The sequence below is a fragment of the Sphingomonas sp. PWP1-2 genome, from assembly GCF_049898305.1.
Lineage (GTDB): Bacteria > Pseudomonadota > Alphaproteobacteria > Sphingomonadales > Sphingomonadaceae > Sphingomonas > Sphingomonas glacialis.
The window spans coordinates 25,169-39,085 of sequence record NZ_JAFCXM010000009.1 but is presented as its reverse complement, the minus strand read 5'-3'; the positions used below and the strand labels follow the sequence as shown (position 1 = coordinate 39,085).

Annotated in this window: 6 protein-coding genes and 2 pseudogenes; 3 read left to right on the top strand and 5 right to left on the bottom strand. The window is 65.8% G+C overall.

Features of this window, described 5'->3' with window-relative positions:
* The 3 genes and pseudogenes from ACP7C5_RS18095 to ACP7C5_RS18085 all read right to left on the bottom strand — a co-directional run.
* Nucleotides 1–2,251 (bottom strand): hypothetical protein (locus ACP7C5_RS18095; RefSeq protein ID WP_426265330.1); only part of this gene is annotated, 2,251 nt, incomplete at its 3' end.
* A gap of 25 nt (nucleotides 2,252–2,276) precedes the next feature.
* Nucleotides 2,277–3,785 carry a GH39 family glycosyl hydrolase gene (locus tag ACP7C5_RS18090; RefSeq protein ID WP_426265329.1) on the bottom strand — a complete coding sequence of 503 codons (1,509 nt, stop codon included), beginning with the start codon at nucleotides 3,783–3,785 and terminating at the stop codon, nucleotides 2,277–2,279.
* 204 nt (nucleotides 3,786–3,989) lie between these two features.
* Nucleotides 3,990–5,139, bottom strand: a pseudogene (locus tag ACP7C5_RS18085) (L-lactate dehydrogenase).
* A 449-nt stretch (nucleotides 5,140–5,588) separates the two neighbouring features.
* Here ACP7C5_RS18085 and ACP7C5_RS18080 point away from each other — a divergent pair.
* Nucleotides 5,589–6,399, top strand: a pseudogene (locus tag ACP7C5_RS18080) (fumarylacetoacetate hydrolase family protein).
* 171 nt (nucleotides 6,400–6,570) lie between these two features.
* Nucleotides 6,571–8,832: a glycoside hydrolase family 3 C-terminal domain-containing protein gene (locus ACP7C5_RS18075; RefSeq protein ID WP_426265328.1), complete on the top strand. Its 2,262-nt coding sequence runs from the start codon at nucleotides 6,571–6,573 to the stop codon at nucleotides 8,830–8,832.
* A 153-nt stretch (nucleotides 8,833–8,985) separates the two neighbouring features.
* Here ACP7C5_RS18075 and ACP7C5_RS18070 read toward each other — a convergent pair whose 3' ends face one another.
* Both ACP7C5_RS18070 and ACP7C5_RS18065 read right to left on the bottom strand, forming a co-directional pair.
* A complete protein-coding gene (locus tag ACP7C5_RS18070) occupies nucleotides 8,986–9,765 on the bottom strand; it encodes an IclR family transcriptional regulator (RefSeq protein WP_426265327.1) in 780 nt (259 codons plus the stop codon).
* 64 nt (nucleotides 9,766–9,829) lie between these two features.
* Entirely contained in the window at nucleotides 9,830–12,166 is a 2,337-nt protein-coding gene (locus ACP7C5_RS18065; RefSeq protein WP_426265326.1) for a TIM-barrel domain-containing protein, read from the bottom strand.
* A 124-nt stretch (nucleotides 12,167–12,290) separates the two neighbouring features.
* On the opposite strand from ACP7C5_RS18065, the gene ACP7C5_RS18060 reads away from it, so the two are divergent.
* Nucleotides 12,291–13,901 (top strand): DUF5597 domain-containing protein, encoded by a 1,611-nt coding sequence (locus ACP7C5_RS18060; protein WP_426265325.1) that lies wholly within the window; start codon nucleotides 12,291–12,293, stop codon nucleotides 13,899–13,901.
* Nucleotides 13,902–13,917 lie beyond the last annotated feature (16 nt).

The following is a 13,917-nucleotide window of genomic DNA, read 5'->3' as shown; positions in this document are numbered from 1 at the left end:
GGTCGCCATAGACGATCCCACGTCCGTCAGTTGCGACATACACGCGTCCGAAACGGCGCGGGTCGCCGGTGATGGCGCGAAAGCGTAAGCCCCATTGGTGGCCGGCATCGTTGATCCGGGTCCAGCGCGCGCCGCCATCGACCGAGCGCCACACGCCGGCCTGTCCGGCGTTTCGACCGAGCGCGTACAGCGCCGGGAAGGCCGCGCCGGGAAGGGGCTTGCCGAGGCCGAAGCCATCGATCGCGATGGTTCCGGTCGTATGGGCCCAGGTCTCTCCCGCATCGCGGCTGCGATACAGCCCGCCGTTCAGCAGCAGCCACAGCGCGCCGGCGCGATCGGGGGTGGCGATTAACGCGCTCGCGACTTCGCGGTTGGTCGCGTGCGCGCTCGACAGACCGGCTAACAGACCATGGGCTGCCACTGCGTGGAAGCTGGCGCCGCCATCGTCGCTGCGGGCGAAGCGCGCAGTGGCGAAATCGAGCGCATAGAATAGGTTCGGATCGGCCTTGTCTGCGACGATCCGGCTGCCGCTCGACAGCCCGGCCACAGGATGCCAGGTCCTGCCGCGGTCGCGTGTCCATTGCGGCCCCGCGGTGCCGGCGACGAAGGTCGCGCCATTCGCCGACACCGTGATCGCGGCGTCACCGGTCACTTCGGGCGCGGGATGTCCAGCGGCGGGCGCCGCGCTGTGCGGCGCGAGCGGCTGCCAGTTCTCGCCGCCGTCCGCCGACCAGGCCAATGTCGGTCCGTCGCCGATGCGGCCGTGCGCCGTGCCGCTACGCACCACGATCGCCGGCGCCTGGCCGGCATAATCGAGCGTATTGGTGTTGCTGAGAAACGGATCGCGATGCACGTGCGTCGGCGAGACGGTGAGATCGGCATGGCGAAAGCCCCCAATGTCGCCAAAGCCCGAGATCAAAGGCGCGCCGCCGGTCGGGCTGGTCATGGTGATGATCGCGGTCTGCTCGATCCCGCGCGTCCAGGTCGCCCAGGGCATCGTTCCACTGACGGCAAACGCCTTGGTATCGTAGACGGTCGCCCCGGTGGAATAAGCGACATGACCGTCGTCGAACGGATCGATCGCGAGCGCGGCGATCCAGTGGCCGAAATTCGCCGTGCCGCCATCGAGCGCGAGGAAGGGCGATGCCGAGATATCGCGCGTCGAGCGGCGATACAGTTCGTCCCAATGCGCCCCGGCATCGATCGAGCGCCAAACCGTGTCGACCGGGCGATAGCGATCGACCGTGCTGACCGCGACCACGCGGGGATCGCGCGCCGAAACGGCCACACCCATATAGCCGCCGACCGGAGCATCGGGGCGCCTGTCGGGGGTCACGTCCTGCCAGTGCGCGCCTGTCGCATCGACGCGCCAGACTGCGCCGCGGCTTATCCCGTTGGGGCCGATCGCATCGCTATACGTGATGGTGAGCACTCCGTCGCCGCCCAGCACTGCCTTGACCGGCAGGAGCGCGGGATCGGGCCCGCCGTCGACGACCTGCCAGTGCTCGCCGCGATCCTCTGAGCGAAACAGGTGCTGCGCGCCTGGGTCGGCGCTCGCCACGAACAGGCGACCGGCCTTTGTCGGGTCGAACAGCACGAAGCTCAAGCCGCCATGTGTCGTCCGGCGCGGGGCGGGCAGGCCGAGCCCGGGGAGCGGGAAGCGCTCGGCTTTGCGCCAGTGCGTGCCGCGGTCGCTGCTGTGCCACAGCCCGTCGTGGCGCGACCCGAACCACAGGCTGGTGGTGTCGAACGGATCGATCGCCAGCCGCTCGCCGAGCCCACGCCCGTCCTCGTTGCCGCCCATCGCGAACGGAACGGGTGTGATCGTCCAATGCGTACCGCGATCGACTGAGCGCAGGATCGCGGCATCGGCGCGCGCTCCGACACCCGCGGCGAGATAGACGACATTGGCGTCGTGTGGGTCCGCCGCGACGCTTTCAACGCCCATATAGCTCGCATCGGCGATGCCGTCCTCGAGCGCGATCCAGCGACTGGCACGCCCATCCCAGCGATACGCGCCACCCATGTCGGTGCGGAGATAAGCGAGCCCGCGTTCTACCGTGCTGAACACGATTCCTGGTGCGAACCCGCCGCCGCCAACCACGACGTTGCGCCAGTCATACTGCGTCGCCGGCACGACCTCAGCCGCGACGATTGGCACACTCGTCGAAAGCGCGAGGGCGCACCACGCGCCATTTCGTCGCAAGGTGCGGGCCGCGAGGATGCTGGCGATGGCGGAACGAACTATCATCGGGGAACTCCTGGCCGCAGCCGGTCTATGGCTTGAGCGGGCCCAACGTCACCGATACGACGTCGTTGGTCCGCAACGTGATCGTGCGCGAGAAGCGTCCCTCGGCCGCGATCGTCACGACGCGCGTTTCCTCGGGCGTGTCGGCGGTGAGCGCCTGCATCTGCTGGACCTGCGTGCTGCTGAAGCGGTCGGGCAGACCCATGTCGATATAGGCCGAGAGCGGATCGTTGTGACGATAGCCGGTGCGATTGATCCGCAACGTATATCGACCAGGCGCGAGATGGCGCAGCGTCATCGCGACCGGCGCCTGATCTGTCGACGGCTGGAGCCGGGTATAAAAGGGCTTGTTGCTCAGAGCCTGCACCGGCTGGTGCCAGTCCCACAGCAGAATCGCGACACGCTTTCCCGCGATGCTGACAACCGTGTGCGCGTCGGCGACCGGGACGGTGCGGCCGCGCAAGGCATGGAGGTATTTGTAGGCGAAATATGCGGGTTTGCGGATGCCTTCGCGGTTCGTCAGGCCGAAGCCGCCATGAAATGGCGTCGGCGGCGGCCCCGGTTCCTCGAACAGGTCGGTGTAGGTCCAGTAGCTCATGCCCTGCACCAGTCCTTGGCTCTGCTTGAGCTTGGTCAGAATGTAGGGCGCGCTCACATAGCTGTCATGGACAAAATCGCGCGGGGTGTAGCTGGTGCTCCACTCGCTGAAGAAGAGCGGCAGGCCGCGATACGGCGACACGTCGATCTGAGTGCGGACTTTGCGCACGTCGCCGACGATCGCATCGGGCGAGGCGGACAATTTGGTGTCCTGCTTGCCCTTCTCGTCGAGGAAACCGCCATCGACGCCGTAGGTATGCGTAGTGACAAAATCGACCGGCACAGCATTGGCGTGCGCGAAAGCGAGAAATTCCGGAACCCATGCCGCACCCGCGGTCGACGGCCCGCCGACGCGCAGCGCCGGGTCGATCGCCTTCAGCTTGCGCGCGGTCTGGGCATAGAGGTCGAAATACGCCTTTTGATCGGCGCCTTCCCAGAAGCCGGCAAGGTTAGGTTCGTTCCACACCTCGAAATACCAGCTGCGCACTTCGGCCGCGCCGTAGCGCTGGCGGAGATGGCGCGCGAAGGCGTCGATCAAATGTACCCAACCGTCGGGCTTGGGGTGCGATGTGTTGCCCTTCCAATAGAAGATCGTCTGCTCGGAACTGCGCAGCGGATCCGGGGTGAACCCCAGTTCGACAAACGGCCTGATGCCCTTGGCGAGCAACGCGTCGTACAGCATGTCGATCTTGCTCCAGTCATAGACAGTGCGGCCGTCGACGATCTTCACCGTGCCGAGCACGTCGTGGAAGATCGCGTGGAAGCGGATGTAGCGGAAGCCGAGTTCGCGCTGGGTCGTCTGGAGTTGCGCCTGGCTGTCGGCGCGGATCAGCGTGCCGGGATAATCCGATCCGACCGACAGGTCGAAGAAGCGGTCGATCGGCGCGCCGGGCTGTGCGAGATCGGCATCGACATGCCGCGGCGGCTGCTGGGCCGACACGCCACTCCCCAACGAGGATGCGAAGGCCAAACCTGCAACCAAGATCGCCCGCATCGCCGCGCCTATTCCTCATCATTTGCCCGTATGGACGTCTAGTAGCGCAGGCATTCACAGCGCGAAAGCAACAAGTGTCTATCTGTGAAATCGCAGTTTACCGGTGACAATCAAGTGACGCGGTTCGTGGCTACCTAGGCCGCTGCGAAATCATCCGCCTTCGGACAGCACGGTCCGGTCGATCGCGGCGATTGTCGTGCGCGCGGTGAGCGCCATCGCGACGCGAATCTCCGCTTCCATCAGGCGCAGCATGGGCGCGACGCCCGCCTGTCCGCCGCCGGCGAGCGCTTAGACCCAGGCGCGACCGAGCAGGACGCCCTTGGCGCCCAGCGCCAGCATGCGCACCACGTCGAGCCCGAAGCGTACCCCACCATCGGCCAGGACGGTGAGCCGATCGCCCACCGCGTCGGCGATCGGCGACAGAACGCGGGCGGTCGAGGGTACGCCGTCGAGCTGCCGTCCGCCATGGTTGGAAACGACGATCCTGTCGGCGCCGATGTCGGCCGCGGCGCGCACATCTTCGGTGTCGAGAATGCCCTTGATGATCAGCGTGCCATCTCAGACCTTGCGGATGAACTGCAGGTCGCGCCAACTGATCGTATCGTCGAAATTGTTCCGCATCCATGCGAAAAAATCCTCGAGCCCGCTCTTGTCGCCGAGCACCGGCGCGACGTTGCCGAGCTTGTGCGGGCGGCCATGTATCCCGACATCCCATGCCCAACTCGGGTGCATCGCGCCTTGCCAGCTGCGGCACAGTGCCCCCGCCAGCCCAGGCGCGCCGGCCAGCCCCGAATGATAGTTGCGGTAGCGCGAACCCGGCACCGGCATGTCGACGGTGAAGATCAGCGTGGTGCAGCCGGCCGCTTTCGCTTGCAGCATCAGGTCGCGCATGAAGCGCGATCGCGGATCATGTAGCGCTCAAACCAGAACGGCTTGGTCGTGCCTTTGGCGACCTCGGCGATCGGACAGGCCGAGACCGTCGACAGGCGGAAGGGGATCCCGGCCGCCTCGGCAGCGCGCGCGGCCTGCACCTCGCCGCGCCGCGCATTCATGCCCGCCAGGCCGATCGGTGCGAGCGCGACGGGGAGGGCGAAGCGTTCGCCGAACAGCGTCGTCGAGACGTCGATAGCTTAGACGTCGCGCAGCACGCGCTGGCGCAGCGCCACCGCTTCGAGATCGGCGACGTTGCGGCGCAGAGTCACCTCGGCATACGAGCCGCCGTCGATATATCCGAACAGCAACCGGGCAGGCGCCGCCGTGCGAGCTCGCGATAGTCGAGTGCACTGGCCGCCCGCCTCATCGCAGGGTCACGAATGCGTCGCCGGCGACCGCCAGTACGGCGCTGGTGACACGGGGGGAAGCGCGGCAAGGACGAACGTCGATACGCGGATCGCGTCAGCGATTTCTCTTCCGGCCGAAGCTCCAGTCACCGGGATCATTCTGCCAGCGGGCAACATGCACTTTCTCCTGTTCGCCCGTCGCTTCACTGTCCCACCGTTAGATCACGAAGCGAGCCCCGGATCGGGAAAAAGTGGACTACGGCACAGCTGAGATGGTGCCGATCTTCGCTTAACGGTTGCCCGGCGAGATCAAGCCGGTCAGTGGGCAAATGAAGACCATCGCGCTCGACATGGCCGACTTCCATGTCGCATTACGGCCTGAAGTTTCGTTGCCTTCGCTCCCGTCAAGATTGAGTATTTCCCTATGAAGCTCTGCCGCTATGGTCCCGTTAGCGCGTAAAAGCCCGGCCTGGTCGATGCCGATGGCGTCTTGCGCGACGTCTCCGGAATCGTCGACGACATCACGCCGGCGACGCTTGACGTGATCGAGCGGCTGCGCGCGACCGATCTCGCCAGCCTGCGGGAGGTCGAAGGCGAGCCGCGCTTCGGCGTGCCCGTGGCTGGCATTGGCAAGTTCATCGCGGTCGGTCTCAACTATGCGGACCATGCCGCGGAGGCGAACCTGCCGGTGCCGCCCGAGCCGATATTCTTCACCAAGGCGATCTCCTGCCTTGTCGGAGCGAACGACGACGTGATGATTCCGAAGGGCGCATTGAAGACCGATTGGGAAGTCGAACTCGGCGTCATTATCGGCAAGACCTGCCGCTAAGTCGAACAGGCCGATGCGCTCAATCATGTCGCCGGGTACGTACTGGTCAACGACGTGTCGGAGCGCGCCTTCCAAAAGGAACTCGGCAGCCAGTGGGACAAGGGCAAGGGGTGCGACACGTTCGGCCCGACCGGTCCGTGGCTGGTAACGCCCGACGAGATCGGCGATCCGCAGGCGCTCGAAATGTTCCTCGATGTCAACGGCCAGCGGATGCAGATCGGCAACACCAAGACGATGATCTTTCCCGTTGCAGAATGCATTGCCTAGCCGCTTCATAATTTTGCTGCCCGGCGACCTGCTGATCACGGGCACGCCGCCGGGCGTGGGCGAGGGTCAAAAGCCCAACCCAGTTTTCCTCAAGGCCGGCGATACCATGCGCCTCGGCATCGACAAGCTCGGTAAACAGCGTCAGCGCGTGGTCGTCTTCGATCTCTCTGCCAGTCGCGCATGAGCGCGCCAGCCGGGCGCTGATCGCGGCGCGATGCGATCGACGGCTGCTGGGCTTCGGAAGTGCCGGATGGCGATTGCGGGTGTTTACCTGTCAAATATGTGCGCATATACGGATAGGTAACGACGCCGCGTTCGCAATGGACGGCAAGGCGCGCTGGTAGAGGATTTCATCATGACGCTTCGTATCGCGGCAGTGCCACTGCTGCTGGTCGGCGCGGCCGCTTCCGCCCAGGTGGCCGCTCCGCCGCCGCCCGCGAAGGTTGCGCCCGTCGCCGGCACGCCCGTGCTCCCCGCCTGGAACAAGCCGGCGATACGCGGCGCATGGAACGACACCCGCCTTGCGCCCTACCTGCGCGCCAAGGCGCTGGTCGCGGCGATGACGCGCGACGAGAAACTGACCTTGGTGTTCGGCTATTTCGGCACCGATTTCCCGGTGTCGCGCTACCACGCGCCGGTCGAGGCGCATGCCGGATCCGCGGGCTACGTACCGGCGATCGCCCGCCTCGGCATCCCGGCACAGCACCAGACCGATGCCGGTGTCGGTGTCGCGACGCAGGGCGGCGCTGCGGTCAAGCGCGAGCGTACCGCTTTGCCGTCGAATCTGGCGATCGCGGCGAGCTGGGATGTCGCGGTCGCGCATGCCGGCGGCGCGATGATCGGCGACGAAGCGCATCGCTCGGGTTTCAACGTCATGCTCGCCGGCGGGGTCGATCTGCTGCGTGAACCGCGCAACGGCCGCAACTTCGAATATGGCGGCGAGGATCCCTTGCTCGCCGGCACGATGGTGGCCGAGCAAGTCCGCGGCATCCAGTCGAACCACGTCATCTCGACGATCAAGCATTATGCCTTCAACGATCAGGAGACCGACCGCAACACCGGCAATTCGGTGATCGGACACGGCGCGGCGCGCGTGTCCGATTTGCTCGCCTTCCAGCTTGCGATCGAGCGCGCCGATCCGGGGTCGATCATGTGTTCGTACAACCGCGTCGACGGCGCCTATGCCTGCGAGAATAGCTGGCTGCTGACCGATGTCCTGCGCACCGATTGGGGCTTCAAGGGCTATGTGATGAGCGACTGGGGCGCGACGCACAGCACCGCCATTGCGGCCAATGCCGGGCTCGACCAGGATTCGGGCTTCCCGTTCGACACGCAGCCGTTTTTCGCGGCGCCGCTGCGCGAGGCGGTCGAGCGCGGAGAGGTGACGCCGGCGCGGCTCGATTTGATGACGACGCGGATCGTGCGATCGATGTTCGGGCATGGCGTGTTTGAGGATCCGGCGATCGAGCGGCCGATCGATTATGCCGCGCACGTCGCGGTGACGCGTGCCGCGGCAGAGGCGGGTGCGGTCTTGCTCAAGAATCAGGACGATCTGCTCCCGCTGGCCGCCAGCGCCAAGCGCATTGCGGTGATCGGCGGACATGCCGACAAGGGCGTGCTTGCCGGTGGAGGCTCGTCGCTGGTCTATCCGATCGGCGGCAATGCGGTGCCGGGATTGCTACCGACGGGCTGGCCGGGGCCGATCATGTATTATCCCTCGTCGCCGCTCGACGAGATCAAGCGTCACGCCCCGGGAGCGACCGTGACCTTCGCCGATGGCAGCGATCCCGTCGCCGCCGCGGCGCTGGCGCGCGACGCCGATATCGTCATCGTGTTCGCGACGCAGTGGCAGGGCGAATCGTTCGACACGCCGATGACGCTTGACGGTACGCAGGATGCGCTGATCGACGCGGTCGGCGCCGCCAATTCCAAAACCGTGGTGGTGCTCGAGACCGGCAGCCAGGTGGCGATGCCGTGGCTCGACCATGTCGGCGCGGTGCTCGAAGCCTGGTATCCCGGTACGCAGGGCGGTGCGGCGATCGCGAACCTGCTGTTCGGCAAGGTCAACCCGTCGGGGCGCCTGCCGATGACCTTTGCCAAGAGCGTCGATCAACTGGCCGATCCCGCCGCGCCGCATGTCGGCAACGTGGCGTATAGCGAGGGCGCGACGGTCGGGTACAAATGGTTCGACGCCAAGGCGATCGCGCCGCTGTTCGCGTTCGGGCACGGCCTCTCCTATACGCGGTTCACCGTCGGCGGCCTCACCGCGGTGGCCGCGAACGGTGCGCTGACCGCGCGCTTCACCGTGCGCAACACCGGCGCACGCGCCGGCGCGAGCGTGCCGCAAATTTATGTCTCGCCGGATGCTGGCGGCTGGGAGGCGCCCAAGCGCCTCGGCGGTTTCGCCAAGGTCGCGCTGGCACCGGGCGCGAGCCAGACCGTGTCGATGTCGGTCGATCGGCGCTTGCTCGCGACGTGGGACGAAGCGGGGCATCAGTGGAAGGTCGCGGGCGGTGCCTATAAGGTGATGCTGGCGGATTCGGCGCGCGACATCCGCCAGACGGTGACGGTCACGCTGCCCGCGCAGACGATGCCGGCGACTTGGCGCGCTAAGTAGTCCCCTCTTCAACTATTTTCCCCGGCGAAGGCCGGGGTCCAGTAGCGATGGCCGAGGATAATATGCGCTACGCTTGCGCATTGGACGCTGCGCTACTGGGCCCCGGTCTTCGCCGGGGCAGCGACAGCTTGCACAAGGGGCAACTCAAAAGTGCTAAAGCCGCTCGTCGCTTTGCACCAATTGCTCTGCGATCCGCTCGGCTGCGGCGAGCACCATGACCGATACTTGCTCGGCGCTATGCACGGGTTCGCGCCGTTCGAGATACGGCACGGTCAGCGCCGCCGCGGCCGCGCCGCCGCGCATGATCGGTGCGGAGATGTCGGTGACGCCACCCACCAGCGGGCTTTGCGTCAATTCGACCTGGCGCGTGCGCACGATATCGGCATGTGCGCGAAATTCCTTTAGTGCCGCCGGGCTGAGCGCCGGCGCGAACAGGGTCTCCCAACGCTGCCGCACCGCGTCCGATTGAAACGCGTAGAGCACTGCGCCCGACGCGGTGCTGGGGATCGGCCGGCGATAGCCGACGCGCACCGAAAATCCGACCTGTTCGCCCGATTCGACCCGCGCGACGACGACCATCTCACCGCGGCTGTGAAAGGCGAGGTGGCATGACTCGCCCGAATCCTGCACCAACTGCCGCATCACCGGCAGCGACAGTTCGACCAGGTTGCGCGTGCGCGGTTGGCGCATGCCGAGCGCGAACAGGCGGTCGGTCAAGCGATAGCCTTCCGAGCCGGCATCCTGGTCGATATAGCCACGAAACTGCAGCACCTGCACCATGCGGTGCAGTTCGCCGCGCGAGCGATCGAGCTGGTCGGCGATCGCCGCTAAGGGGAGCGGCTCGGCCGCGTCGGCGAGCAGCTCGAGAATGTCGAGCCCCTTTTCAAGCGCGGGCGCCTTGTAGCGGCGGTCCTCGTCTTCAATGTCGTCCATCGTTTCCCCCGGCGTGCAGCGCCGATCATAGAAGGTCGCGACCAAAGCGCACAAGCGCTGTGCGTTAGCGGCCGACGACCTTGACCAACGCTGCGACATCCTGCCCGCTCGGCAGCTTGCCCGATGCGGTCAGCCGCCCGCTGGCATCGTCCCAGCGCAGCGTCGCAGTGCCGCCGCCCTTACGATAGGCGTTGCTCACCCCGTCATCGTCGTACAGCGTGAAGCTCGTCGAACGGCCTGGATAGACGCGAATGCTCTCGAGCGGCTGGCGTGTCGCGGTACTCGGCACTTGCGCCCCCATCGGCACGATCGATCCGCCGCGCACGAACAGCGGGATTTTGTCGATTGGCGCTTGCGCCGTGATCGTCTGGCCACCGGCATGCCTCTCGTTAGTCCAGTAATCGTACCAGTCGGCGCCGGCGGGAAGATAGACCGAGCGGCTGGTCGCACCTTGCTCGGTCACCGGCGCGACGAGGAAGGCGGGGCCGAACATATATTCGTCGCCCATGTCGGTGATCTTTGGGTCGTTCGGGAAATCCATGAACAGCCCGCGCATGAACGGCGCGCCGCTCTCATACGTGTGATGCGCCGCTGCGTAGAGATACGGTACCAGTGCGTAACGCAGCTTCAGATACTGCGCGAGCACCGGCTCGGCCGCCTCGCCGTAATCCCAGATCGCGGTCGCCGGACGCTGGCCATGGATGCGCAGCGTGGGCGTGAAGGTGTTGTACTGGAACCAGCGGACGAACAGTTCGGGATAATCGGCATAGCTCGGCGGCATCGCATCGGCGCCGGCGGGATCGAGCAGCACGGGATGCTCGGCCTTGGGGCCGTTGGGATACTGCCAGCCGCCAGTGTCGCTGCTCCAGTAAGCAAGGCCCGATGCGGTGAAATTGAGCCCGGTCGGCACCTGGCGCTTGAGCGCTTCCCACGTCGACTGGACGTCGGACGACCAGAACAGGCAACCGTTGCGCTGCGTGCCGAGATAGGCGGCGCGGCACAGGATCAGATTGCGGAAATCGGGGCGGTCCTTGGCCGATCCATCGGCGACGCTCGCCGTGTGCACCAGCGGGAAGAGGTTGTGATAGCGGTCGCCGGAACCGATTGCGAACTCATGACCATCGGGGACCAGATCGGGCTCGGTCTCGTCGAGCCAGAACCAGTCGAAACCCTGACTGGCGATGTTGTCGCGGATCTTACTCCAGTACCAGGCGCGCGCATCGGGATTCGTGCTGTCGATCAGCGCGCCCGCGCGGTCCGAACGGACCGGGAGGCCGTCGACGACCGAGCCGTCCTGGTCGTGCAGCAGCCAGCCCTTGGCCGACAGCATGTCGTAATAGCGCGATTCCTTCTCGAAGCGCGGCCACACGCTGACGATGCTGTGCATGCCGAGCCCCTTGAGCTTGGCGTTCAGGCCCGCGGGGTCGGGGAAGAAGGTGTGGTCGATATCGAGCTGGCCCATCCGGCTCCAGTAGAACCAGTCGAGCACCATTACGTCGAGCGGATAGTTGCGGCTGCGATACCCTTCCGCCACGCCGAGCAGTTCGGCCTGCGTCTCGTAACGCGCCTTGCTCTGGATGAGCCCGAACGCGGCTTTCGGCGGGAGCGGGGTCTTGCCGGTCAGCTTGGCAAAGCCCGCATAAAGGTCGTCAGTCGTGTCGCCGGTGATGACGAAGAAGGACACGCGCTCGCCGACCTCGGACTGCCAGTGCGTGCTGCTGTGCAGCCCCGGCGACACGGTGGTGGTCGAGGGATTGTCCCAGACGATCCCATAGCCCTTGTTGGTGACCATGAACGGCACGCAGACCGTTTCGCCGGCGGGGGCGTCGTAATTGTGGCGGCAATCGATCGTGCGGCCACGCAGATCGAGTTTGCCCTCCTGGTTCTGGCCGAGCCCATAATAATGCTCGTCGAGCGGCGCGGCGAAGCTCGCTCCGATCTTGAAGGTCTTTTCGCCCGCGACGGTGTGCGGCGCCATTTCCCAGCCGTTCATCTGCGTGATGAGGTGGCCGTCGGTGCCCTTCACCGTGATCGACACGGGGGGAAGCGACGGCGCGAAATAGCGCTCCATCTGCGTCGGCGCCTTTGGCCAAGGCTGAGCATTGACCGTCAGCGACACTGCGGACGAGGCGAACACGTCGCCCGAGGCATCGCTGCGATGCGACCAGCCGCTGGCATCCGACTTGGCGTTCGGCCCCGGTCCGGGCGCGGCATCGGCGAGATCGCGGTCGAGCGCGATCGTCACGCGGACGATGTTGGGCGCATAGGGTTCGATCGCGACGCGGCTGCCATTACGGTCGAGCGAGGCGAGCGGCTCGGCCTGTGCGGAAAGCGGGATCAGAGCGATGGCGGCGGCGCCTGCCCATTTCGCGAGCGCGCGCTTGCGGGATACCATTGCCATGTCGCTCATCCAATTCTGTGTTGCCGCTGGTTGACGCACTCGCGGTCGCCGGTCACTGCTGTTCACCTATGAGCATTCGTTTCACTGGCGCAAGCAAGAATGCCAAGTACGGGAGAGGATCATCATGAAAACGATATTACATATCTGGACGGTATTCACAGCGCTCGCTGCGGCCGCCCCGGCGCTCGCGCAATCCGGCGAAGTCCCGCACATCGTCTCGCGCAACGGCCATCATGCGCTGATCGTCGACGGCGCGCCGTTCCTGATGCTCGGCGCGCAAGTCAACAATTCGAGCAATTATGCTGCGGCGCTCACGTCGGTATGGCCGATGCTCGACCGGCTTCACGCCAATACCGTCGAAGTGCCGATTGCGTGGCAGCAGCTCGAGCCGACCGAAGGCCGCTTCGATTACAGTTTCCTCCAGACGCTGCTCGATCAAGCGCGCGCGCACGACAAGCGGCTCGTCCTGCTCTGGTTCGGCACGTACAAGAATACCGGGCCGAGCTACGCGCCCGACTGGGTCAAGCAGGACAATCGCCGCTTTCCGCGGATGAAGCTGCGCGACGGCACCGATCATTACGTCCTCTCGCCCAACGCGCGCACCACGCTCGAGGCCGACAAGCGCGCGTTCCTCAAGCTGATCACCTATCTGCGCGACCATGACCGCCAGAACACCACGATCCTGGTGCAAGTCGAGAACGAGACCGGCAGCTATCGCAGCCCCCGCGATTACGGCCCCGAGGCGCAGAAACTCTTCGTCGGCCCGGTTCCCGCAGCGCTCGGTAAGGCGGGGACGTGGACCCAGGCATACGGCGCGCAAGCCGATCGTGCTTTCAATACGTGGTACACCGCGGCGTATTGCGGAGAGCTCGCCGCGGCGGGCAAGGCGATCAAGCCGCTGCCGATGTACGTCAACGCCTCGCTTGCCGATGCCTTCAAGATTCCGGAGCCGACCGCCGTCTCGAGCGGCGGACCACAACAGGACGTGCTCGACATCTGGAAGGCGGCGGCGCCTGCGATCGATTATCAGGCGCCCGATATCTACGACCGCAAGAGCGCCGACGTATTCGCCTATCTCGATGCGTTTCGCCGACCCGACAATGCGCTGGCGGTGCCCGAGATCGGCAACGCCGCCGAATATGCGCGCTTCTTCTGGGCGGCGCTTGGGCGCGGCGCGATCGGCTTCGCGCCGTTCGGCATGGATGCGACGGGCTATTACAACTACCCGCTCGGCGCCAAGACGCTCGACGATCACACGATCGAGACGTTCGCCGCGCCCTATCGTCTGTTCGCCGACATGCAGCGCGAGTGGGCGAAGATCGCTTTCGAGCGTCCGACCTGGGGCACCGCCAAGGGCGACGACGGCAAGCCGCAATCGACCACGTTGGGGGATTGGACGATCACTGCGAGTTACGGCGAATGGCAGTTCGGCCACCGCGTCGACACTTGGATCAAGTCCCAGCCGCCATCCTGGGCGAACGAGGCCGTCGGTGGCGCGGTCGCCGCACAAATCGCGCCCGATCAATATCTGGTCGCGGGTGACCATGTCCGGCTCGACTTCGCGCCGGCAGCCGGCGCTCCGAAAAACGCGATGATCCTCCGGGTCGAGGAGGGGCGATTAGTCAAGGGCGCGTTCGTCGTCGATCGCGTGTGGAACGGCGACCAGACCGATTACGGGCTGAACTTCATCGATAACCCGGTGTTGCTGCGCGTGACGACGGGGCGGTACGGGTAACCCCCCCCGCTCGATG

Coding starts and splice junctions, on each gene's coding strand:
- ACP7C5_RS18075 (WP_426265328.1), top strand. CDS start 6,571: ATGACGCTTCGTATCGCGGCAGTGCCACTGCTGCTGGTCGGCGCGGCC.
- ACP7C5_RS18070 (WP_426265327.1), bottom strand. CDS start 9,765: ATGGACGACATTGAAGACGAGGACCGCCGCTACAAGGCGCCCGCGCTT.
- ACP7C5_RS18065 (WP_426265326.1), bottom strand. CDS start 12,166: ATGGCAATGGTATCCCGCAAGCGCGCGCTCGCGAAATGGGCAGGCGCC.
- ACP7C5_RS18060 (WP_426265325.1), top strand. CDS start 12,291: ATGAAAACGATATTACATATCTGGACGGTATTCACAGCGCTCGCTGCG.